This is a genomic window from Pseudofrankia coriaricola, from assembly GCF_032027725.1.
Taxonomy (GTDB): Bacteria; Actinomycetota; Actinomycetes; order Frankiales; family Frankiaceae; genus Pseudofrankia.
Window position 1 is genome coordinate 313,586 of sequence record NZ_JASNFO010000002.1, and the last position, 23,190, is coordinate 336,775.

At 72.2% G+C, this 23,190-nt stretch carries 19 protein-coding genes; 8 read left to right on the forward strand and 11 right to left on the reverse strand.

Annotated elements, in window-relative coordinates; genetic code table 11:
- Positions 1–24 precede the first annotated feature (24 nt).
- The 5 genes from QOZ89_RS03430 to QOZ89_RS03450 form a co-directional block, all read right to left on the reverse strand.
- Positions 25–774: a class I SAM-dependent methyltransferase gene (locus QOZ89_RS03430; RefSeq protein ID WP_312622931.1), complete on the reverse strand. Its 750-nt coding sequence runs from the start codon at positions 772–774 to the stop codon at positions 25–27.
- Positions 775–876: 102 nt separating this feature from the next.
- Complete coding sequence (locus tag QOZ89_RS03435) at positions 877–1,734, reverse strand: sugar phosphate isomerase/epimerase family protein (protein WP_312622973.1); 858 nt, start codon at positions 1,732–1,734, stop codon at positions 877–879.
- A 331-nt stretch (positions 1,735–2,065) separates the two neighbouring features.
- Positions 2,066–3,268 carry a Ppx/GppA phosphatase family protein gene (locus QOZ89_RS03440; RefSeq protein WP_083419165.1) on the reverse strand — a complete coding sequence of 401 codons (1,203 nt, stop codon included), beginning with the start codon at positions 3,266–3,268 and terminating at the stop codon, positions 2,066–2,068.
- Between the two features lie 358 nt (positions 3,269–3,626).
- Complete coding sequence (locus tag QOZ89_RS03445; RefSeq protein ID WP_071050874.1) at positions 3,627–4,310, reverse strand: response regulator; 684 nt, start codon at positions 4,308–4,310, stop codon at positions 3,627–3,629.
- A gap of 78 nt (positions 4,311–4,388) precedes the next feature.
- Positions 4,389–5,852: a sensor histidine kinase gene (locus QOZ89_RS03450; protein ID WP_312622932.1), complete on the reverse strand. Its 1,464-nt coding sequence runs from the start codon at positions 5,850–5,852 to the stop codon at positions 4,389–4,391.
- 549 nt (positions 5,853–6,401) lie between these two features.
- Here QOZ89_RS03450 and phoU point away from each other — a divergent pair.
- A complete protein-coding gene (phoU, locus tag QOZ89_RS03455; RefSeq protein ID WP_071050875.1) occupies positions 6,402–7,043 on the forward strand; it encodes a phosphate signaling complex protein PhoU in 642 nt (213 codons plus the stop codon).
- 60 nt (positions 7,044–7,103) lie between these two features.
- Here the strand turns inward: phoU and QOZ89_RS03460 are convergent, their stop codons facing one another.
- A complete protein-coding gene (locus tag QOZ89_RS03460) occupies positions 7,104–7,841 on the reverse strand; it encodes a phosphoglyceromutase (protein WP_312622933.1) in 738 nt (245 codons plus the stop codon).
- Positions 7,842–8,603: 762 nt separating this feature from the next.
- Here QOZ89_RS03460 and QOZ89_RS03465 point away from each other — a divergent pair.
- The 3 genes from QOZ89_RS03465 (at position 8,604) to QOZ89_RS03475 (ending at position 12,384) form a co-directional block, all read left to right on the forward strand.
- Positions 8,604–9,122: a Fur family transcriptional regulator gene (locus QOZ89_RS03465; RefSeq protein ID WP_083418816.1), complete on the forward strand. Its 519-nt coding sequence runs from the start codon at positions 8,604–8,606 to the stop codon at positions 9,120–9,122.
- Between the two features lie 8 nt (positions 9,123–9,130).
- Entirely contained in the window at positions 9,131–10,354 is a 1,224-nt protein-coding gene (gene ygfZ / locus QOZ89_RS03470) for a CAF17-like 4Fe-4S cluster assembly/insertion protein YgfZ (RefSeq protein ID WP_312622934.1), read from the forward strand.
- Between the two features lie 680 nt (positions 10,355–11,034).
- A complete protein-coding gene (locus QOZ89_RS03475) occupies positions 11,035–12,384 on the forward strand; it encodes an NsdA family TPR-like regulatory protein (RefSeq protein WP_071049591.1) in 1,350 nt (449 codons plus the stop codon).
- A 754-nt stretch (positions 12,385–13,138) separates the two neighbouring features.
- Here QOZ89_RS03475 and QOZ89_RS03480 read toward each other — a convergent pair.
- Positions 13,139–13,858 (reverse strand): alpha/beta hydrolase, encoded by a 720-nt coding sequence (locus QOZ89_RS03480; protein ID WP_312622936.1) that lies wholly within the window; start codon positions 13,856–13,858, stop codon positions 13,139–13,141.
- A gap of 368 nt (positions 13,859–14,226) precedes the next feature.
- Between QOZ89_RS03480 and QOZ89_RS03485 the strand changes: the two genes are divergently transcribed.
- Positions 14,227–14,859 (forward strand): TetR/AcrR family transcriptional regulator, encoded by a 633-nt coding sequence (locus QOZ89_RS03485; RefSeq protein ID WP_312622937.1) that lies wholly within the window; start codon positions 14,227–14,229, stop codon positions 14,857–14,859.
- Positions 14,860–14,963: 104 nt separating this feature from the next.
- Here QOZ89_RS03485 and QOZ89_RS03490 read toward each other — a convergent pair whose 3' ends face one another.
- From QOZ89_RS03490 to QOZ89_RS03505, 4 genes are all read right to left on the reverse strand, one after another.
- Complete coding sequence (locus tag QOZ89_RS03490) at positions 14,964–16,160, reverse strand: ABC transporter ATP-binding protein (RefSeq protein ID WP_312622938.1); 1,197 nt, start codon at positions 16,158–16,160, stop codon at positions 14,964–14,966.
- A 70-nt stretch (positions 16,161–16,230) separates the two neighbouring features.
- Positions 16,231–17,643: an extracellular solute-binding protein gene (locus QOZ89_RS03495; RefSeq protein WP_397428668.1), complete on the reverse strand. Its 1,413-nt coding sequence runs from the start codon at positions 17,641–17,643 to the stop codon at positions 16,231–16,233.
- Positions 17,644–17,747: 104 nt separating this feature from the next.
- Positions 17,748–18,770: a carbohydrate ABC transporter permease gene (locus QOZ89_RS03500; protein ID WP_312622939.1), complete on the reverse strand. Its 1,023-nt coding sequence runs from the start codon at positions 18,768–18,770 to the stop codon at positions 17,748–17,750.
- On the reverse strand, positions 18,767–19,783 hold the full coding sequence (locus tag QOZ89_RS03505; RefSeq protein ID WP_083418821.1) for a carbohydrate ABC transporter permease: 1,017 nt from the start codon (positions 19,781–19,783) through the stop codon (positions 18,767–18,769). The genes QOZ89_RS03500 and QOZ89_RS03505 overlap by 4 nt, the downstream gene beginning before the upstream one ends.
- 180 nt (positions 19,784–19,963) lie before the next feature.
- Here QOZ89_RS03505 and QOZ89_RS03510 point away from each other — a divergent pair, with 180 nt between their 5' ends.
- From QOZ89_RS03510 to QOZ89_RS03520, 3 genes are all read left to right on the forward strand, one after another.
- Positions 19,964–21,166, forward strand: a complete 1,203-nt coding sequence (locus QOZ89_RS03510) for a DUF349 domain-containing protein (protein ID WP_071049594.1) — start codon at positions 19,964–19,966, stop codon at positions 21,164–21,166.
- 351 nt (positions 21,167–21,517) lie between these two features.
- Positions 21,518–22,318 carry a helix-turn-helix domain-containing protein gene (locus QOZ89_RS03515; RefSeq protein WP_071049756.1) on the forward strand — a complete coding sequence of 267 codons (801 nt, stop codon included), beginning with the start codon at positions 21,518–21,520 and terminating at the stop codon, positions 22,316–22,318.
- Positions 22,319–22,460: 142 nt separating this feature from the next.
- Positions 22,461–23,093 (forward strand): hypothetical protein, encoded by a 633-nt coding sequence (locus tag QOZ89_RS03520; RefSeq protein WP_083418822.1) that lies wholly within the window; start codon positions 22,461–22,463, stop codon positions 23,091–23,093.
- The last annotated feature ends 97 nt before the right edge of the window (positions 23,094–23,190 follow it).

Sequence of the window (23,190 nt, forward strand, 5' to 3'; positions counted from 1 at the left end):
GAGGCTGTCAGAGCGTGACCGAGGTCAGGGGCGGCGGGCGACCACGAGCACGGTACGGAAGGGCTCCTCGATGATCCCGTCGGGAAAGGCACGCAGCATCGAGCGGCGCTCGGCGTCCAGGAAGTCCGCCAACCGGTCGCCGATCTCGGCGACGTAGGACTTCGAGCGCAGCCACGTCAGGTACGTGTCGACATCGATCCGGCGGGCCCACCGGCCGGCGAGCGTGACGACGTCGGCGAACTGGCCGGTCCAGCGCAGCTCGTCGGCGTACGGCCGGGCCCGGTAGCCGCGCTGGTAGGCGGGGTTCATCACCTCCAGCCGGTCCTGCTGGCGGCCCCACCATTGCTCGTCCTCGGCATCGACGTCGTTCCACCACACGGCTAGTGCCCCGCCGGGGCGCAGCACCCTGGCCGCCTCCGCGGCCGCGGCCGGCACCCGCACCCAGTGCCATGCCTGCGCGTAGCAGACGAGGTCGGCCACGCCGGCGCGCAACGGCAGCGCCTCCGCGTCGGCGAGCACGGCGGGGATCCCCGGAGTGCGTTCCCGCAGCCGCGCGAGCATCGCCGCACCGATGTCCAAGGGCACCACCCGGGCACCGCGGCCGAGCAGGCACCGGGTCGCGATGCCGGTGCCTGCGCCTACCTCCACCACGTCCGCGCCGGCGAGTGGGCGCCCGGCCAGCCGGGCGAGATCGTCGAACAGGGCGTCCGGGTAGGTGGGCCGCGCCGCGTCATAGGCGTCGACCAGCGGATCGAACAGCGAACGTGAACCCATACCTCGATCGTGGCACCAATTACCAGAGGCGGGCCACGCCCGCGGCGTTACCGAGGTGGGGCCACACCCGCGGCACGCCGGAGATGAGCGGCCCGGGAGGCGTCAGCGCCTGGCCGCGCGCGAAGGGCTCGCGGCGGCGGGGGCCGCGAGGTTGAGACGGGTGAAGGCGAGCGCCTCGGCGAGGTCGATCTCGCGCTGTGCCCGCGTCTCGGCGCGACGAGTGTTGATCTCGACGACGACCGTGCCGTCGAAGCCCCTGGTCGCCAGCCGCTCGAGCAGCTGCGCGCACGGCTGATTGCCTCGCCCCGGCACCAGGTGCTCGTCCTTCGCGGAGCCGGAGCCGTCGGCGAGGTGAACGTGCGCCAGCCGGTCGCCGAGTGCGTCGGCCATGGCCAGCGCGTCCGAGCGGGAGACGGAGGTGTGCGACAGGTCCAGCGTCACGTGCCGGTAGCCGTCCTCGACGGGCGACCAGTCCGGCAGGTAGGCCGACACCTCACGGCCGCGGGCTCGCAGCGGGAACATGTTCTCCACCGCGAAGTGGACGTCGGTCTCCTGCGCCATCCGCTCGATGCCGGCGACGAAGTCGCGGCCGTAGTCGCGCTGCCAGCGAAACGGTGGGTGGACGACCACGGTCGACGCCCCAAGGGACTCGGCCGCGGCACGGGCGCGCACGAGCTTCCCCCATGGGTCGGTGCCCCATACCCGCTGCGTGAGCAACAGGCACGGCGAGTGGATCGCGAGCACAGGGATGCCGTGGTAGTCGACCAGCCGGCGAAGCGCCTGGGTGTCCTGGCTGACGGGGTCCGTCCAGACCATGATCTCGATGCCGTCGTAGCCGAGGCGGGCGGCCATCTCGAAGGCGGCGGGCGTCGACTCGGGGTAGGTCGACGCGGTGGACAGCGCGATCTTCGCCGCCGGGATGCGCGCGACCCGATCCGACCCGTTGCGGACAGCGACAATTTTCCGTGGTTCCGTGCCGTTCACCGCATCCGACGGCCGGGTTTGCGACGTCGCGGCGTGACTCGCGCCATCCGCGTCGGCCCCGGCCGCGGCCGCGGCGGCCTCCCGTCCAAGGTTGCGTATCACCCGCACCCGAACACCCTCCTCCCCTACCAGGCCCCACAGCCGCGCCCCCGCGCAGCCATCCGGCCCACATCTCAGGCTAGGCCATCGAGCGGAGCGGGCCCGTCAGGCCGCCCGCGGACGATCTCACGCTGCGTATCAGTGGCGGGAGCGGAACCGCCGGACGGCGGGAGGGCGGGACGCGGGTGTCGGCCAGCGGGAGGCCCGGTCAGCCGAAGTTCAGGGTGTCCAGTCGGCGCAGGATGATGCCCTCCCGCAACGCCCACGGGCAGATCTCGACCTCGTCGACCGAGAGCAGGTCCATCGTCTCGACGGCGACCACCGCGCCGGCCGCGAGCTGGCCCGCGCGGGAGGCGGACACCCCGGGCAACGAGACCCGCACGGCCGACGGCATCCGGCAGACCGTCTTCGCCGCGGCCTCCAGGTCGGTCCGGCGCAGCACCCGGCGCACGTAGGGACCACGGCTGTAGGGCTCGGCGCCGGCGATCCTGGCCAGCGAGCGGAACGTCTTCGAGGTGGCGACGGCCCTGGTCGGCTCGCCGACGTGGTAAAGCTTGCCGACGACCGGCGCGATCTGGGCACGCACGTAGCGGCGCAGCTCGGCCAGCTGCCGATGGCTCGGCGGGTCGGTGGGCAGCCAGTCCCTGGTCAGCCGGCTCGCGCCCAGGGGCAGCGAGGCGACGACATCCGGTTCCTCGTCCATCCCGGCGCCGATCTCCAGCGAGCCGCCGCCGATGTCCATCGCCAGCAGCCGGCCCGCGCTCCAGCCGAGCCAGCGGCGCACCGCGAGGAAGGTCAGCCGGGCCTCGTCCTCGCCAGGCAGCACCTCGACCGCGACGCCAGTCACGGAGCGCAGCCGGGCAAGAACCTCGTCACTGTTCGTGGCATCACGCAGGGCCGACGTGGCGAACGCCACGAGATCGAAGACGGCGAGCTCCTCGGCCTGCCTACGCAGGTCGCGGATGCAGTCGATCAGCGCATGCTCGCCGCTCACCGACAGTGCGCCGCCACCATCCAGCAGCTCGACGAGCCGCAGGGGCACCCGCGCACTCGCCGCGGGCCGCGGCGCCGCGCCGTGGTGGGCGTCGACCACCAGCAGGTGGACGGTGTTCGAGCCGATGTCGATGACACCGAGCCGCATCGGCTGAGCGGGCGGCGCCGGCAGCGCGACCGCCGTGGCGCGCCGCTGGCTGGGCGGCGCGGTGCCCACCGGGACCACCGCGCCGGGGCTCGCCGTTCCGACGGGGCCGCCGACCGGACCCGCCGGCACGAGCGATGCCGACGCGACCGCCAACCGGCGCGGCACCAAGGCCGTACCCGGCACGATCCGCGGCGCGTCGCCGGGATCCTCCTCGGGCACCTCCGTGTTCCCGGCCGCCGCCCTGGCCGTCGGCGAGAACCTCAGCCGCATCGCTCGTCCCCCCATGTCTACCGGCCGCCTCCGGCCGCGCGAGGCTTCGCCATCGTCGCGCGGCCTTTGGCCGGGTCTACCGGCCGCCTCCGGCCGCGCGAGGCTTCGCCATCGTCGCGCGGCCTTTGGCCGGGTCTACCGGCCGCCTCCGGCCGCGCGAGGCTTCGCCATCGTCGCGCGACACCCACGTACCAGGCATCGAGCAACGAACGAGGCTACGCGCCGGCCCCGGTGCCCCGCCGCCGACACGGCACACCCTCACTACCCGCTCACCAGTGCGAACCGCACGGTGACCGCGCAACTCGGGCGAGACGTATCCGCGGAACGCCGACCGGAGTCGACATGCATACGGGACCGCCTACGGCTCGAACTTGTAGCCAAGTCCTCTGACGGTCACGAGGTGGCGTGGGTTGCCCGGCTCGGACTCGATCTTCGCCCGCAGGCGCTTGACGTGGACGTCGAGCGTCTTGGTGTCACCGACGTAGTCCGACCCCCAGACCCGGTCGATCAGCTGTCCACGGGTCAGTACCCGACCGGTGTTCCGCAGGAACATCTCCAGCAGCTCGAACTCCTTGAGCGGCAGGGCGACCTGCGCTCCGTGCACGGTCACGACATGCCGCTCGACGTCCATCCGCACGCCGCCGGCCTCCAGGGTGACGGGCGCGGCCTCGTCCGGCTCGCTGCCTCGCCGGCGCAGCACGGCTCGGATCCTGGCGACGAGCTCACGCGAGGAGAACGGCTTGGTGACGTAGTCGTCGGCTCCGAGCTCCAGGCCGAGCACCTTGTCGATCTCGCTGTCCTTGGCGGTGAGCATGATCACCGGCACCGAGGACTTCTGCCGCAGCGCTCGGCACACCTCCGTGCCGGACAGGCCCGGCAGCATGACGTCGAGCAGCACGAGGTCGGCCCCGTGGCGTTCGAAGTCCGACAGCGCGGTGTGCCCGTCCGCCGCCACGGCGACGTCGAAACCCTCGCGTTCCAACATGAAGGACAGTGCCTCCGAGAAGGACTCCTCGTCCTCCACCACGAGCAGGCGGGTCACCGGTCACTCTTCCTTTCACGAACCGTCGTCAGGGTGGTCACGCGTGACCGGGCCGACGACGGCGATGTTCTCTGGTGGTCACTGCTCGAGGACTTGCTGATCTGCTGGCTGGTCGTCCTCCGACCACCCGCCTGTTAACTGATTGTTACGTGCCGTGTAGTCCTTCGTGGCCTGTTCCTCGGGCTCGTGGCTGCTGGATGGGTCTTGTTCGGACGACGGCGCGGGCGGAGGGGCCGCGGGCTCGCCGTCCCGATGGTCCGCCGTCGCGTCCGCGCCGTCAGCCGGATCACCGAGTTCGGTGGTCGCTGGCTCGACGGCTTCCTGTCCAGGGGATTCGGCACCCGGCTCCTCCCCCTCCGCCGGGTCGTCGAGATCCGCGTCCTGGTTGTCGGCCTGGTCGTCCAGGTAGGTGGGCAGGCGCAGGGTGAAGGTCGAGCCGGCGCCCTCCGCGCTCCAGACGCCGACCGAACCGCCGTGGTTGGTCACGATGTGCTTGACGATCGCGAGGCCCAGCCCGGTGCCGCCGGTCTCCCGGGAACGTGCCGGATCGGCCCGGTAGAAGCGCTCGAAGACCCGCTCCAGGTCCTTCTCCGCGATTCCGACGCCCTCGTCCGCGACGGAGATCTCCACGGTGTCGCCGACACAGCGGACGCCAAGCCCGACCCTGGTGCCTCGCGGCGAGTAGCTCACCGCGTTCTCCAGCAGGTTGGCCACCGCGGTCACCAGCTGGGACTCGTCCCCGAGCACCCCGGCGTCGGTCTGCCCGATGACGGCCACCGAGATCCCCTGGTTCTGCGCCGCCAGCCGGTTGCGGTCCACCGCCTCCGTGACCACATTGCCCACCGCGACCGGCTTCATCACCGGCAACGGGTCAGCACCCTGCAGCCGGGAGAGATGGATGATCTCCTGGACGAGCCGGGCCAGCCGGGCTGACTCGTGCGTCATCCGGTCGGCGAACCGGCGCACGGCCACCGGGTCCTCGCTGGCCGCCTGCACGGCCTCGGCGAGCAGGTGCAGCGCGCCGACCGGGGTCTTCAGCTCATGGCTCACGTTGGCCACGAAGTCGCGGCGGACGGCCTCGACCCGCCGGGACTCGGTGACGTCATCGAGAATGACGGCTATGTGACCTCGGCCACCCAACGGCCGGGTTCGTGCCCGCACGGCGACCGCCTCCTGGTCGGGGCGCGGCCGAGTAAGCGGGGGCGGCGGCACCGGCGGCAGGTCCAGCTCACCGTCGAGCCCGGCACCCACCTCACGGGTGCGCCGCACCAGGTCCAGCACCGACTCGAGGGCGACCTTGCTGCCGGTGACCACGCCCATCGCGTGCGCTGCCTGGTTCGCCAGCGCGACCTCGTCGTTCACGGTCAGCACGAGCACGCCGGACGGCAGCGCCGCGACCAGCCGACGCAGCTGGCTGGCCGGCAGCGTGGCATCGAGGTCGTCGGTCGGCAAGCCGGACTGGGAGGCGTGCGCCCAGCGGACCGGCGGCCGCCGGTCCGGTGGCCGTGCCGGCCCGGCGGGCGGTGGCGTCGGTGAGGTCATCCGCGCACCGCCGCGAGGCGGCCCCCCGCCACCCGGCGGGTGGCATCCTGCCGGACGATCCGGTGCACATCGTCAAACCCGTGCACATCGTCAAGCCAGTGCACATCGTCAAGCCAGTGCACATCGTCAAGCCAGTGCACATCGTCAAATGTCGGTGCGGCAGAGCAGGCCGGCGCGGACCGGGCTGCGTACCGTAGCATGCTTGTCACATCATTCACCGACCTGTCGCCCACGCGCCGAATGTTAGGTGCCCCCGCGCCCTCCGCGGGCCGCCGAACGGTTCAGCTCGGCGGTTCGTCGCTAGGTGTTCATCCCCGCTAACGTCAACGTTCACCGGGTCGCGGTGAGGTCACCGCATCTTCGACCAATCAGAAGCAGCGAACTCGGGTCGACGAGTCCCGAGTCCGTGCCACGGCGCAGCCGTGGGTCCGGCATCGCCGCCGACAGCGGCGCCCCGGCTACTGAGGCGAGCGACCAGGCAGAGCACGCCGGGCGGGCACCTGAACCCGAACGACGATCACGACATAGATCATGAAGAGGAGTCCGCCGGTGCGGGACGTCTTCCGCGAGGAGCTCGAGGGCATCACAGCTTCCCTCGTCGAGATGGCAAACCTGGTCGCGTCGGCCATGGCGCGCGCGACCACGGCGCTGCTCGACGCCGACCTCAGGCTCGCCGAGCAGGTCATCACGGCCGACGAGACCGTCGACCTGCTGCGCAACGAGCTCGAGGAGCGTGCCTTCGACATCCTGGCCCGCCAGGCCCCGGTCGCGACCGACGCCCGGGTGATCGTCACCACGCTGCGCATCGTGGCTGACCTGGAGCGGATGGGCGACCTGGCGCTGCACGTGGCGAAGGTGGCCAGGCGCCGTTACCCAGGCGGGGCCGTTCCCCCGGAGCTGCGCGGCACGATGACCGAGATGGGCCAGGTAGCGCAGCGGATCGTCGCCAAGGCCGGCTCCGTCATCGCCAGCCGTGACACCGAGCTCGCCCGCGAGCTCGAGGCCGACGACGACGCGATGGACAACCTGCACCGCCAGGTTTTCCACATCCTGCTGGAGCGGCCGTGGCCACATGGCATGGAGGCCGCGATCGACATCACCCTGTGCGGCCGTTTCTACGAGCGCTACGCCGACCATGCGGTCTCGGTCGCCCGTCGCGTCGTCTACCTCGTGACCGGCGTCAAGGAATAGGGGTCAAGGCGGGTCGGGCTGGGGCGCCTCGCGCCCCAGCCCGCTGCCCAAGCGCGTGGGTTACTTCTTCTTGCCCTGAGCCGCGACGGCGGCGGCCGCCAGTTCCGCGGCGTCGGGGTCGAGATAGGCGGACGAGATCACCTTCAGGTCGGCGTCCAGCTCGTAGCGCAGCGGGATGCCGGTCGGGATGTTGAGGCCGGCGATGTCCGCGTCGCTGATCCCATCGAGGTGCTTGACCAGCGCGCGCAGCGAGTTGCCGTGCGCGGCGACCAGGACGGTCCGCCCGGCCCGCAGGTCCGGCACGATCGCGTCGTACCAGTAGGGCAGCATCCGGACGACGACGTCCTTGAGGCATTCGGTCTTCGGAACGAGGTCCGGCGCGAGCTCGGCGTAGCGCTCGTCGACGCCGCTTTCCTGGCGATCTGTGATCTCCGGCGGCGGGGTGTCGTAGGAGCGGCGCCAGAGCGTGAACTGCTCCTCGCCGTACTTCTCCAGCGTCTCGGCCTTGTCGAGGCCCTGCAGGCCGCCGTAGTGCCGCTCGTTGAGCCGCCAGCTGCGACGGACCGGGATCCACAGCCGTCCGGCTGCGTCGAGGACGATCCAGGCTGTCCGTATCGCTCTGGTGAGCAGGGACGTGTGCAGGACGTCCGGCAGTACGCCGGCCTCGCGCAGCAGCTCGCCGCCGCGGGTGGCCTCCTTGACGCCCTTCTCGGACAGGTCGACGTCCACCCAGCCGGTGAACAGATTTTTCTGGTTCCAGGTGCTTTCGCCATGGCGGAGCAGGACGAGAGTCGGCATGGCCTCGATCCTGCCCGCTGCTCCCCGCCTCCGGCCATACCCGTCCGCTCTCCGCGCGACGTGACGTCCGTCGACCTGGTGTGGCACGCGCCGCCCGCCGGCACGCGAAGGATGACAGGCCGGACATAACAGGCCCGGGAACGTGAAAACCCCCGGGTACTTCCGCGTCGGTGCGTGGCACACGACGCGGGCCGTCGGGACGACGACGGCACCCGGGGGCCCGGTAACTGCCTGGTACTCGCCGGCCGGGGCTCATGGGCACCCGGATGGGGACGGTGTCCCGCTCGGTGAGGACCACGAGACCGGCTAGCTGACAGTCACCTCACGCGTCCAAGAAATACACAACTCTGGACCACCTCCCTTCTCGTGTACCGACGACGCTACGCGCGACCGGGGCGGGACGGCAACGCCTTTTCTCGACCCCGACCAGCCGCCACGCAGGAACCCGTTCTGGTGAGGCGTCCGCGGGTCGCGCCGGCCGAGGACGACCCCGTTCCAGTGAGGCGCCAGCCCAACCCAGCCACCAGTAGCGACAGCGCATTGGCGACCACCGCCCGCGACAGCGCATTGGCGCACCGCCACCGCAACCACATCCCGACCCCGACCCACACCAGCCCCGGCCATACACCTCAACCCCGAAACCAGGCCGGGAGGGCGCCCTAGGCGCCCGACAGGCGCCGCGGCCGGCGGTCGCGCAAGCGACCTTCCGGCCAGCGGCGCCCTAGACTTGACGGTGTGGCCGCAGAGGTCTATCGGCAGTCGATGACATCAACGAGCACGGCGCCCGTCCATGCGGCGCCGGCTTCCAGCGCGCTGGCCTCCGATGCACCGGCCGAGGTCTCGGCCGCCGCCGAGGGGCGGGACGGCTGGCAGTCACGGCTGCGCGGTCGTGGGTACCGGCTGACACCGCAGCGCCAGCTCGTGCTGGAGGCGGTCGCGAGGCTCGGCCACGCGACGCCGGAGGCGATCGTCACCGAGGTGCGCCGCACCGCCACCGCCGTCAACATCTCGACCGTCTATCGCACGCTGGACCTGCTCGAGGAGCTCGGGCTGGTCTCCCACGCCCACCTCACCCACGGTGCGCCGACCTACCACGTCGCCGGGCGGGACCGGCACATCCACCTGGTGTGCGGCGGCTGCGGGACGATCAGCGAGCTGTCCCCCGACCGGCTCACCGGGCTGGTCGACGCGCTGCGCGAGGAGCTCGGGTTCACCGTGAACGTCGACCACGTCGCGCTGGCCGGCCGGTGTGCGGACTGTTCCGCGCGCGCCCACGGTTGACTACGGACATGAGCAGCTCCCCGGTCGATGCCACCGCCGACTCCGCCGCGGCGACAGCCGCCGGCTACCGCTCCCCGCTGCTGGGCCTGCCCGGGGCGGTCGCCGCGGACGGCCCGGACGCCGGAGTGGCGGCGCACTACGGTGACCCGCTGCGCGAGCAGCGCCGGGCGGCGGCCGGCGCCGCCCTGGTGGACCGCTCGCACCGGGGCGTGCTGCGCGTCGACGGTGCCGACCGGCTGACCTGGCTGCACAGCCTGACGTCGCAGCACCTGAGCGCGCTGCGCCCGATGCGCGGCACCGAGGCGCTGCTGCTCTCGCCACACGGCCACGTCGAGCACCATCTGGTTCTCGCGGATGACGGCGCCACCACCTGGATCGACGTGGAGCCCGGCTCCGGCGCCGCCGGCGTCTCCAGCGAGGCTGGCGCACTGCTGGCATTCCTGGAGTCGATGCGTTTCCTGCTGCGGGTGGAGCCCGCGGACGCGACGGCGACGACGGCCGTGCTCTCGGTCCTCGGCCCGCGCGCAGCGGCGGCGGTCGCGGGCGCGCTGGGTGCCGACGCACCGGGCGACAAGGCCGGCGACGGCGACGTACCGACGGACTGGGCCGCAGCGCCGGCCGGGGGCGCGGCCGGCCTCCCGACGGAGGCGGGTCCCTACCCGCTGGCCCGGTTCGGACCCGGCGTGCTGGCCCGGCGGATGCCGTACGGCGTGGACCTGCTGGTGGAAAGGACCCAGCTCGGGGACGTCGCGGCCCGGCTGCGCGCCGCCGGCGTGGAGCCGGCCGGCGTCGAGGCCTTCGAGGCCGAGCGCGTCGCCGCCCACCGGCCGCGGCTCGGCGTCGACACCGACCACCGCACGATCCCGAACGAGGTCGGCTGGCTCACCAGCGCGGTGCACCTGGACAAGGGCTGCTACCGCGGCCAGGAGACGGTCGCCCGCGTCCAGAACCTTGGCCGCCCGCCGCGCAGGCTGGTGCTGCTGCACCTCGACGGGGCGCTGGCCGCGCCCGGCTCTCCCGTGACGGCCGCCGGCCGCCAGGTCGGGTTCGCCGGCTCGTCCCGGATGCACGCCGAGCTCGGCCCCATCGCGCTGGCGATGCTCAAGCGCACGGTGCCGGACGACGCCGCCCTCGTCGTCGCCGACCCGGATGGCCACGAGGTCGCCGCCCAGATCGACCCGGGCTCCGGTCCCGTGCGCCCAGACCGTCCCGCCGGTCACGTTCTGCGCTAACGGCACAGACGGAACCGGCGACGGAACACCGCTGACTGGCGCGGCCCGGCTGGCCGCCGTCCGTGCCACGGGTCATTCCTTCCGCGGGCCTTCCGCGGAACCCCTGCTTTGATCACGGATCGTGACACTGGTCCCGGCGGACATATCTGGCGACTGCCGGTGACCGCCCACCGAAACCGGAGGATCGCCTCGGCCGATCTCCAGTTAGTGACAAGTAGCCCGCGAGTGCCGCCGCGCCCGAGACCGCAGTCAAGCGGTCCTTCGGCCCCGTGCAGTGACCACTTGGGACTACACGGTCTCGCCACGCCACCGAGCACCCCTCGGCGAGGCCGATCGTGACACCGTCTGGCCCGGTCAGCGGCCTGGAGGCCGGCGCCGGCCTACTGGGCGCTCAGCACCCCTTGGCCGGGGGTGTGCAATACAGACCCCCGAGTGGGCTCCTTGCAACACCAATGCACGCATCGCACCACGCTCAGCGCTATCGATGACAGATGTCGCGACATAGCGTTGCCATGCGCCTACGAAACGTCCATCGGGCGACAGACAGCGACCGTCACGGAGCGCATGCGTTCCTGGCTTCGGACGGTCGCGGGAGCGGACAGGCCGACGGCGTCCTGCCTGCCCTTCAGCACAGCTGTCGCCAACGGATAACCGTGCACGCATATCCGAGGAGATCGTCGATGCTGACGGAGAACGCTCAGGCCTGCGCACACCCACTGGCCTTCGTCCGCGCCCAGCGAGGCTGGTCGTACCAGAAGCTCGCTCGCGTCGTCGCCAAGAGGGCTCGTGACCTGGGCGTGGCGAACATGGCCGCTGAGCGGCAGAAGGTATGGCGCTGGGAGCACCGCGGTGTCGTCCCCGACAGGGTGTCCCAGCTGGCGCTCGCCACCGAGCTCGGCGTACCCACCGAGCGGCTGGAGTCCCACCCCTGGCCGTCCTGGCTTCCGACCGGTGACAACGTGCGCACCGACTACCCCTGGACACAGGCCGGCAGCCTGTCCGCGCTGACCGACGTTGTCCAGGACGCGCTGACCGACCGCCGCGGATTCCTCACCATCAGCGGATCCGGGGTCGCGAGCCTCGCCACCGAGTGGCTCGGCCTGGAGCCGGCCCGCCTCGTGGGCGCGCTGGACGGCGGTCTGGTCGACGAGCAGATCGTGCACCGGATCGCCCACAACATCCCCGGGCTCCGAGTGATGGACGATCGGCTCGGCGGCGAGAGCGTGCGCCGCCTGGTGGACGCGGAGCTGGGCGTCGTCGCCGAGCTCCTCGCCCGCGGCCGCTACCCGGAGAAGATCGGCCGCGAGCTGCACACCGTCGCCGCCGAGCTCGCCCGCTTCGCCGGCTGGGTGTCGTTCGACGCCGGCTACCAGACCGCCGCCCAGCGCTACTGGGTCACCGCCCTGCACGCGGCCCACGTCGGCGGCGACCGTCTGCTGGGTGCCAACGTGCTCAAGAACATGTCGCTGCAGTGCGTCGACTTCTCCCGGCCCGCTGAGGCCATCGAACTCGCCGAGGCCGCGGTCCGCACCGCCGGCGCCACCACCGGCCGGGTCGGCGCGATGCTGCACATGCGCAAGGCCCGGGCGCACGCCGCGCTCGGCGACCAGGTCGCCTGCACGCGCGAGCTCGCCGTCGCCGAGGCCGCGTTCAGCCGCGCCCGGCCGCAGGAACCGTCGTGGGCGGTCTACTTCGACGAGGCCGAGTTCCAGGCCCAGGTCGGCTGCTGCTACATCGACCTCGGCCATCTGCCCTCGGCCGACCGGTGGCTCGGCAACGCCCTGGCCAGCCACCCGGCCGAGAAGGTCCGCGACCACGCGACCTACCTGCTGCGCCGTGCGGGCGTCCAGATCGACCTGGGCAACCTCGACGCCGGCTGCGCGCTGGCCACCGAGGCCGTCCCGCTGCTGACCGTCACCCGGTCCCGGCGCAACGCCCGCCGCGCCGACGAGGTCCGCCGCCGCCTGCGCCGCCACGCCGCGGTCCCCGCCGCCCGCGACCTCGACGCGCAGCTCGCCGAAATGGTCTAGGGCAACCCCAAATAGCCGGGGTCGGCCTAAAAGGTTGTTGCTGGTTCCCTCCGTCCGGGCTGTGTCTCTGGTTCGCTCCGTGCGGGCGGCGCGCTCCGGCCCCGTACTCGCTTCGCTCCCAAGGGACCTCCGCGCGCCGTCCTCCTGCGCTCACGGGCGCTGCGGCGACCTCGCTGCGGCCCCCCTACGTCGCTTCGCTCGTAGGAGGGCCTCCGCGAGGCGCGCCTCCGCGCCCAGCCCGGTTGCTTGCCGCTGTGACGTCGCGAGTCCGAAGCTGCCGTCTCGGTGGGGCCACTTCGCTTCGCTCGTAGGGCGCCTTCGCGCCTGATCGGTGGGAACTATTCCAGATCAGGTCCCACCTTGGATTGGCGCCGTTCAAGCGCATCGCAACCGAGCTGGCGCGAAGGCGCACCTCCGTGGAGGTCTCCCTACAAGCGAAGCGAGGTAGGGGGCTCCACAGGCTGGTCCCAGCTTGGTGACGTTCAAACGACACGCCACCGGGCTGGCGCGGAGGCGCACCTCCGCGGAGGCCCGGCCACGAGCGAAGCGACGTGGTTGGGCCGCAGCGGAGGTCGCCGCAGCGCACGTTCGCGGAGGAGGACACGGCGCGGAGGTCCCGTGGGAGCGAAGCGAGTACGGGGCCGGAGCGCCGTGCCCGCACGGAGCGAACCAGAGACACAGCCCGCACGGAGCGAACCAGAAACAACCTTCCACCCCGACCCGCTAAACCATTCGGCCACGGGAGCGAACCGGGTTAAGAAACGGCTACCTCGGTCAGGGCGTTGGCGGTGGCTTGGGGTTCGGTGATCATCAGGTCGTGGCCGGTGTCGATGTCCCAGAGGCGGCCGTCGGCGCGGGCCTTCGCCATCAACTCCGGATCCCTGGTGGCCAGCGTGGACGTGCAGACGATGTGGTACTGCGGGATCGCCCACACCGCGGCCTCGTTGGTGAGCGTCAGCGGCTGCTCGAAGCACCGCCAGGGGTGCGGGGTCAGCCGGTCGGCCATCCAGGCGATGTCGTCGGGGTTGGTCACCCCGTAGAAGGCGCCCGCCTCGGGGAACGGGATGAGCACGAGCTCGACGCCGTCGACCACCTTTCCCGTCGGGCGGGTCGCCTGGATGATCGGCCCGGCGACGTCGACCAGCGACTGGCCATTGACCGGGTTCGCCGCGTCCAGGTAGACGAGGCGCCCGACCCGGTCGGCGGCCCGGTCCGCGATACCGGTGATGACCATCCCGCCGTAGCTGTGCCCGACGAGGATCACGTCGCGCAGGTTCTCGTAGTGCAGCAGGGCGACGACGTCCTGGATGTGCAGGTCGAGGTCGACGTGCGGGCCGACCAGGTGCGCCCGTTCCCCTAACCCGGTCAGCGTGGGGGCGTACACCTCGTGTCCGGCCGCCCGAAGCAGCCGGGCGACGGGCTGGTAACACCAGCCACCGTGGCCACCCCCGTGTACCAGGACGTAAGTCGCCATGATCCAGTCTCCTCCGCGGCGAGGGAGCCGATCGGCGGCACCGGACGGATTCGCCGGAACCAGGACCAGGCACCCGAGTAACGTGGTTACCGAGGTAACCACGTTACTCTAAGGACGTCAAGCAGGGCCTTGCCGTCCTTTGCCGTTAGAGGGTTCAAGCGTGACGTCACCGAGCTGGCGCGGAGGCGCGCCTCCGCGGAGGCCTGCCTACGAGCGAAGCGATGTAGGCGGGCCGCAGCGGAGGTCGCCGCAGCGCCCGTGAGCGCAGGAGGACACGGCGCGGAGGTCCCTTGGGAGCGAAGCGAGTACGGGGCCGTAGCGCCGTGCCCGCACGGAGCGAACCAGTAACACGGAGGGAGGCTCGCCCGGTGGCGGAGTTACGGCAGACCGACGTCATCGTCGACGTCGTCCTCGCGCTCCTGGAATCCGAGGGCTACGACGCCGTTCAGCTGCGCGCGGTGGCCCGCCAGGCCCACGTCTCACTTGCGACGATCTACAAGCTGTTCCCCACCCGGGACGAGCTCATGGTCACCGCGGTCGAACGGTGGATGGCCAAAAACGGCTGCGCGCCGGTACCACCGCCACCACCCGACGAGACCCTCTACGACGGCCTCATGCGGGTGTTCCGGCACGTCTTCGAACCGTGGGAGCGCAGCCCGCGCATGCTCGAGGCCTATCACCGCGCCCGCATGACGCCGGGCGGGGAACGTCTCGAACGACAGACGGCGGCCATCATCGAGCCCGCGGGACAGGCCGTGCTGGCGGCGGGTGAGCCCGGCTATGTGGAGGACGTCGCCCTCATCCTGACCAACGTCGCCTACGCCGTCGTCGCCCGGTTCGCCGCCGGTGAACTCGACAACACCGCCATCCTCCCGGCGCTCGAGCGCGCCGCGTACCGGCTCACCGCGAACAACGAGCCCGCCGCGCGTGCGGCCGGTGAGCGCTCCACCACGGCCCGGCGGGCGGCGCGGGAGGCACAGCACGAGACCGAGAGCACCTGACTGAGGCACCTGACCGACTGGTCCAGCCGCCGGTCGACGGCCGTGGCCGCGCCGCCGGGTCGCATGGCGGCCGCTGTCGCATGGCGCGGTCTGCCCCCTGGCGGCTAGTCGACGCCTATCAGCGCTCCGTCGCCGGTGAAGAAGGCCAGAGCGGTGGCCGGGGCTGTCAGCGTGACCGGGGCCCCGGAACGCGTCGCGTCCGGGGTTCCTCCCGCGTCGGTCTGACGAGCGGGGACGCGGACGGCCACGGCACCGGCCGCGGTCTGCACGTAGACCACCCGTTCGGCGCCCAGGCGTTCGGAGACGACGACGTTGCCCGCGATCCGCAGCGAGCTGTCCGGCTGGGTGGCCGCCGGCGCGTCGGGCGCGGCCGTCGTGCCACCCGGGGAACCGGCCGTCGCGGGGGCGAGCTCGAGGCCCTCGGGGCGCACGCCCACAGCGGTGGAGCCCGCGGGGGCGGTGACGGCGAAACCAGGACCGCGCAGGACGCCCTCGGTGAGGGCACCGTCGAGGACGGTCATCGGTGGGCTGCCGACGAAGGTGGCGACGAAGCGGGTCGCGGGACGGTCGTAGATCTCGTCAGGGGTGCCCAGCTGTTCCAGGCAGCCGGCGTTGAGGACGGCGACCCGGTCGCCGACGGCCATCGCCTCCGACTGGTCGTGGGTCACGAACAGCGCGGTCGAGCCGAGCCGGCGCAGCAGCGCGACGATCTCGACGCGCAGCTCGACGCGCAGCTTCGCGTCCAGGCCGGACATCGGCTCGTCGAGCAGCACCACCCGGGCGCGCCGGGCCAGCGCCCGGCCGATCGCGACCCGCTGGCGCTGGCCGCCGGACATCTGCGCCGGCCTGCGGTCGGCGAGCGCTCCGATGCCCAGCATCTCCAGGGTCTCGTGGGCGCGCGCCACGGCCGCGGACTTGGACATCCTGCGGCCGTAGCGCAGCGCCAGCGTCAGATTGTCCAGCGCCGACAGGTGCGGGTAGAGCGCGTAGTGCTGGAACACCAGGGCGACGTCCCGCTGGTGCGGGGCGAGGCCGGCCTGGTCGGCGCCCGCGAACAGCAGCCGGCCGGAGGTGGGGGCCTCCAGGCCGGCGCAGATGCGCAGCAGGGTCGACTTGCCGGAGCCGGACGGGCCGAGCAGCGCGACGATCTCCCCCGGGCGCACCGACATGGTCATGTCGGCGAGCGCCCTGACCGGGCCGAAGTCCCGGCCGAGGCCCTCCATGTCGATCGGCACGCCCGCGGTGCCGGCGGCGGTCGCCGCCAGCGCGTCATCGCCGGGCCGCACGGCCAGCTCCGTCACTCCAGCTCCTCGTCGTTCCCAGCGGAAGGGTCTTCGGCGGCGCGCCGGCGGGGCGCGCCGCCGGCGACCGTCAAGCGGTCAGCTGCGTGGCCTTGGTCTGGGCGTCGCGCATCGCGGTTGTCGGGTCGGTGCCCGTCATCGCGCGGATCACCTGGTCGGTGATCGCCTGCGGGACCTCACCGCCGCGGGTGCCCGGCCACGCCGGCGCCTGGGTGAGCGAGCCGGCCAGGTTCTTGAACGGCACCAGCTCGGGGAACTCCTGGTAGAAGCTGGCGAGCTGGGTGGCGGCGGCGGTGTCCACCGGCAGGTAGCTGACCGACTCGACGCCGGCGGCGACGACGTCCGGCGCGAGCAGCGAGACGAGCAGCTCGGTGGCCATCTCCTGCTGGCACTTGTCGGTGGACAGCACGGTCAGCGCGTTACCGCCGGCGGTCAGGTGCTCGGTGCCGCCGGGCAGGGTCGGGAACGGCACGGCGCCGGCCTTGAAGCCGTTCGCCCCCTGGCCGCGGATGAAGCGCAGGCCGGCGGCGAGCGAGGCGACGGTGGCGCCGACCATCGCGGTCTGCTTCTGGATGCCGAAGCGCAGCAGGCCGTTCTGCGACGGGTCGTCGGACTGCGGGCCGTAGGAGCCGACCTTGGCGAGGAACTGGGCGGCCTCGGTGACGGCCGGGGCGGTCAGGTTCGGCGAGCCGTCCGGCTTCTGGATCGAGGTGTCCTTCGACTCGGCGAGCGAGCCGAGGTACCACTGGCCGAACTGCTGGCCGGTCGGCAGGTCGATCGGCTGGACGCCCCCGCCGGAGGCCTTGATCTTCTCGGCCGCGGCGAGAACGCCGTCGGTCGTGGTAAGTGTCTTCGGGTCGACGCCGGCCTTGGCCAGGATGTCGGCGTTGTAGACCAGCACCGGCATCGAGACCTGGGCGGGGATGCCGATCTGCTTTCCGTCGACCTGGCCCAGCTTCAGGAACTGCTGGTCGTACGTAGAGCGCAGCAGGTTGGGCGAGAGGGTCTGGGCGCCGAGCTGCTTGGCGAACACGGGAAGCAGGTCGAACCCGGCGACGGCGACGTCGGTCTGCTTGCCGGCGGCCCGGTCGGCGGAGATCTGCTGGACGAGCGCGACGTAGTTCGGCGCGGTCGAGTTGAGCTGCACGGTGAGGCCCGGGTGCGCCTTCTCCATGTACGCCTTGCCGGACTTGGCCACGTCGCTGAGCGCCGCGACACCGTAGAACGTCAGCGTCTTCACCTTGGACGCGCACTCGGGCGACGCGGTCGCGCCGTTGACGCCCGCGACGCCGGCGGCCGCCGTGCGCGCGGTCGGCCGCAGGTCGGGGGTGTCGGAACCGCCGCCACCGCCGCCGCAGGCAGCGGTGATGAGAGCGACGGTCGCCGTGAGCAGCACCGGCGCCTGCCTGAGGCCGCCCAGTCTGCCTCGGCCCGGGCGCGCCGGGGCCGCTCCGGCACGGCCGGACCTGTCGATGCGGATCACGGTCTATCCCTCCACTGCGCCAGCTGGCACGGTCTGCGCACGGTGTACCTGGTCGAGTACGAGACGTACAGGTCGATGCCGAGGTTGCGGACTGAGGACATGAGTCAGCCGCCGGCCCCGGTGCCGGTGAGGCCGGCGGTGAGGCGACGCTGGGCGATGAGGAACACGACGAGCGTCGGCAGGCTGATGATCAATGCTCCGGCCGACAGCTCGGCGAAGTCCGGTAGGCCCGAGGGGGGCGAGGCCACCAAGGTGGCCAGCGCCAGCGGCGGGGTGGCGATCTCCGGTGAGCGGGCCTCCAGCAGCGGCCAGAGGTACTCGTTGAACGACAGCAGGAAGCTGAACACCGACACCGTGGCGATCGCGGGCATCGACAGCGGGACCACGATGGTCCGCAGCGTACGAACCAAGCCAAGGCCGTCCATCCTGGCAGCTTCCAGGACGGAGACTGGAATGGTCGTCATGTACTGGCGCAGCAGGAAGATCGACGCCGCACTCGTCATGAACGGCAGCACCAGGCCGACGCGGGTGTTCGACAGGCCCAACGCGGAGATCGTCACGTAGTTCGGGATCGCGGTCACCTGGCTCGGGACCAGCAGCGTCGCCAACACCAGCCCGAACACCACGCCGCGCCCGCGGAAAGGCAGCCAGGCGAACACGTATGCCGCCGGGATGGCGGTCAACAGCTGCAGCAGCAGGATCGCCAGGCTCACGACGATCCCGGTGAGCAGCGCCCTTCCGAGATGGCCGTCCCGGAAGGCGCGCGTGAAGGCGTCGAAGCTGATGGACTCCGGAATCGGGTTCGACGAGAGCGCCAGCGCCGACTGGGACGGCCCGAACGCGGTGCGGACCATCCAGACGAAGGGCAGCAGGGCGAAGAACACACCGACGGTCAGGACGGCGGCTCGCCCAGCGAGCCCCGCGAACCGACCGCTGTTCGGTCCACCCGTCCGTGCGGCGCGATGCGCGTGTCTACCGGTCGGGGGCGCCGGCACAGGGCTGTCCGCCCGCGGCTCGCCCCTCACTGGCTCGGTCATCGCCGGCTCGGTCATCGCCGGCTCGCTCACGGCGGGTTCGTTCGTCGGCGGTTGACTGAGGGGCGGTTGGCTGAGGGGCGATTGGCTCATCGGGCCGCCTCCGTCGCCGGGGCGGCCGCGCCGGCGACACCGAGGCCCACCAGCGCGGCGCCCGCGGCGCCGTCCACCCCGGCGTCGGCCCCGTCGCTCTCGACGCGGGCGGCCCGTGCCCTGGCTCGCCTGCCGAGCACCGAACCGAGGACACCGATGAGGACGATCCCCAGGATCAGCAGCAGCGCGATCGCGGAGGCGTAGCCGATCCGGAACGAGCCGGTGAACCCGACCTCGTAGATGTAGTAAACGATCGTCGCGCTGGACCTGAACGGCCCGCCGTGCGTCAGCACCGCGACTGTCTCGAACGTCTGCAGCGTGAGGATCGTGGTGAACACCGCGAGGAAGATCGTGGTGGGCGCGAGCAGCGGCAGTGTGACGTGTCGCAGCCGGGCGAACCCGCGGATTCCGTCGACCTCGGCCGCCTCGTACACCGAGGCCGGGATGGTCGTGAGGCCCGCGAGGTAGACGACGAAGACGAAGCTGGTCAGCCGCCAGCCGCCGACCAGCGCGACCACCGGCAGTGAGGTCGCCTCGTCTCCCAGCCAGTTACGCGGCCCGGCGCCGAACCAGCCGATGACCGTGTTGGCGAGCCCGTGGCCACTCGGGTCGAACATGTACGCGAAGACCACCGCGATGGCCACCAGGTTCGCGCTGACCGGCAGGAACAGTGCCAGCCGCAGGGCACCCGAGCCGCGGGTGACCTTCTGCGCGGCCAGCGCCAGGGCGAGCCCGACGACCACCGCGGGGATGACCGTCAGCACGCAGTACAGCAGCGTGTTGCGGACGGACCTGCCAAAGTCCGGGTCGCCGAACGCCTCCCGGAGGTTCGCCGTGCCAACCCAGTGAAAACTCGGCCCTGTCAGGGTCTTGTCGGTCCCCGCCGCGAAGGCGGAGACCAGCGCGGGGCCGAGGATGAACACGGTCAGCCCCAGCAGAGCGGGGAACAGCAGCGCCCCGATCCGCCAACCGCCGGCTCCGGTTCGTGGTCCGGCGCCCGCCCTTCTCGTCACGCTTACGCATCTTGGCCTGCCACGCGTCACCTGCCTAGAAGCGTGGCTGACATGGAGGTGAACACGACCGGTCCGGGCCATGACGGTGATGGGGTTGAAGCGGGATCCCCGGCAGGGATCCCACTCTGGCCCGATGCCTGCAAGAATGGCAGGCAACCTAATGTCGATCTTGGGATTGCGATGAGTGACGGGACCGGCTCCGAGTGGGGACGAGTCGCCGACGACGGCACCGTCTATGTACGGACGTCCGAAGGCGAACGCGCTGTCGGCTCGTGGCGGGCCGGCAGCCCTGACGAGGGGCTCGCGCACTTCGTGCGCCGCTATGACGATCTTTCCGCCGAGGTGGAGCTGCTGGAACGGCGAGTGACGATCCCCGGGGTCGACCCGGTGGGGATCGCCGCCAGCGCGCAGAGGCTGCTCGACGGGCTGGCGACGGCCGCCGTCGTGGGCGACCTCGACGCGCTGCACAGCCGGCTGACGGCGCTGCTCGGCGTGACCGAGGACCGCAAGTCGCAGGCGCAGGCCGAGCGCGCCGTCCGCGTGGCACAGGCGGTCGCCGCGAAGGAGGAGCTGGTCGCCGAGGCCGAGCGGCTGGCGAAGAGCTCCGACTGGAAGGCGGTCAGCGAGCGATTCCGGACGATCGGCGACGAGTTCCGCGCGATCACCGGCGTCGACAAGCGGACCGACTCGGGTCTGTGGCGTCGGATCGCCGCCGCGCGCGAGGAGTTCGCCCGCCGCCGAACGGCGCACTTCGCCGCGCTGGACACCCAGCGCGCCAAGTCGAAGGAGCGCAAGGAGGCGTTGATCGCCGAGGCCGAGTCGCTCGCCAGCTCGACCGACTGGGGGCCGACAAGCACCAGGTTCCGCGAGCTGATGGCCGAGTGGAAGACGGCGGGCCGCGCGGCCAAGGACGTCGACGACGAGCTGTGGACGCGGTTCCGGGCGACACAGGACGCGTTCTTCAGCCGGCGCAACGCGGTGAACGCCGAGCGCGACGCCCAGGCGCGGGCGAACCAGGCCGCCAAGGAGGCGCTGCTGGCCGAGGCCGCCGAGCTCGACCCGGCCGACACGGACAGGTCGTCGCGCAGGCTGCGCGAGATCCAGGGGCGCTGGGACGCCATCGGCAAGGTGCCGCGCGAGGCGGTCGGTCAGCTGGAGCGCCAGCTGGCCACGATCAGTGACCGCATCCGCGAGGCCTCCGACGCCCGCTGGTCACGCCAGGACGGGGAGACCTCCCTGTTCGCCGCGAAGATGCGCGAGAACATCCGCCGGCTCGAGGAGAAGTTGCAGAAGGCCAGGGCCGCGGGCCGGGAGAAGGACGTCGCCCGGATCGAGGGCGAGCTCGCCAACCACCGGGCCCTGCTCCCGGGCAGCGACCGTTAGGCCAGCACTTCCAGGCCCCCGCACGACCGCGCCGAAAGCCCGCCGACCACCAGGTTGGCGGGCTTTCGGCGCGTTGAGGGGGGTCGCCGGCCCACGCCCGCGCCTAACCCCCGCCCCCCACCAGGTTGGCGGGCTTTCGGCGCGTTGAGGGTGGTCGCCGGCACGCGCGCGATGTGCTAACTGTCCGCTTGCCATAGTTAGCACCGTGGCGTAGCGTCGCCGTAGTAGGTGCGGTGTGCATCGTGCGACGACGCGCCGACTCGGCCGGTGAGCTGGCTGTTCCGCCTGCAGCCGCCGGCTGGCTCGACGCGACGGCGGTGTCGGCGGTCTGGCGAGGAGGTCGAGAAGCCCGTGGCGGCTCTGAACGTCCGTGAACTCGGCGATTTCATCCGGGACCAGCGGCGCACGGCGCAGATCTCGCTGCGACAGCTGGCAAAGCAGGCCGGGGTAAGCAACCCGTACCTGAGCCAGATCGAGCGCGGCCTGCGCAAGCCGTCGGCGGAGATCCTGCAGCAGATCGCCAAGGCGCTGCGCATCTCCGCCGAGGTCCTCTACGTACAGGCAGGGATCCTGGAGGAGCGGGAGGGTGGCGAGGACGTGCACGCCGCCGTGCTCGCCGACGAGTTCCTCACCGCCCGCCAGAAGCAGGTCATTCTCGACATCTACGAGGCGTTCCGCCGGGAGAACGCGGTCGCCGGCGCCGACGGCGCTGGCGACACGCCCGGCGCGGCTGTCAGGGAGCCCGGCACGGTGACCAGGCCGCCGGCCTCCCAGCCGTCCACCACGGGCGGTGCGGACGCGGCGAGCACCACCGCTCCGCCCTCGCGGGCGATCCCGAAGCCAGCGACGGCCGAGGCGGCCGCCGAGTCCGCCGGCCGGACGGCGACGGGGCGCCCACGACGCGCCGCGGCCTCGGCCACCGCGTCAGCCCCTGCTGCCCGGGCCACGGCCCGCCGGCCGCGCGCTGCGTCCGTCGACAGGACAGCCGCCGGCGAGACGGCCGCGGCCGAGCCCGTGCGGCGGGCCGCCACCCGGCGCGCGACGACCCGGCGTCCGGCGGCGGCGGACGCTCCCGCCGAGGGCACCGCGGGCGGGCCGGGCGCGGGCGCGGAGCCCTCGGGGAACGCCTCACCGGCGGCCCCCCAGCCGTAGCTCGGCGAGCCGCCGGCTCGCCGACGGCTGCTACAGATGACGGTGTGTCCCGACTGCCCCTGAAAGCGGTGCACCGCCCTTAGACGACAACAGCAGACACATGCGCGGTGGGACCGCTGGTCCTGATCGCGGAGGAGGTCAGATGGCTACCGAACGGACCACGACCACGACCACGGCCAAGGGCAGGCGCACCAGCACCGCGGCGTCCTCGAGGACCTCGGCCACCGGCGGCGCGAAGAGCGCGCACGCGACCGGTGGCACGACGCGCGGCACCGGCGCGAGCGCCTCCGCCGGGACGGGCACAGCCAGCTCGCGGACCACGCCGGACCAGCGGCGCGCCCAGCTGTCCGAGGTCCGCAAGCCGCTCTACGCCTACGTCGGCGCGGCGGACCTGGCCGTCGAGAAGCTGCGTGCCCTGCCGGCCACGGCCAGCACCGAGGTGCGTCGGCTGTCCGACCGGGTTGGCGAGCTGACGGTCGAGGCGGCGAAGGTCCCGACCCAGGTCGGCACCACGGTCCGCGGCCTGCCGGAGACCGTCGGCGCCCAGCTGTCGGGCCTGCAGGGCCGCGCGACCCAGCTCTACAACGCGTGGGCAAACCGCGGCGAGAAGCGGGTCACCGAGATCCGTCGCAGCCCCACGACCGAGGAGGCGGTGACGCGGACGAAGACCGCCGTCAGCCGGACCAAGGCGGCCAGCACGTCGGCACGCCGGGCCGCGGACGCCGTCGGCAAGGCCGCCGTCAGCCAGGCCACGCTTCCCCGCCGGACCCGATAGGGCGGCTTTGGGGCGAGGCGCGGGAACGCCTCGCCCCAAATCTCGCCGGCCTCGTGGGCGGGTGGTGGGTACGCTTCGTCGTCTCGAGGCGACGGAC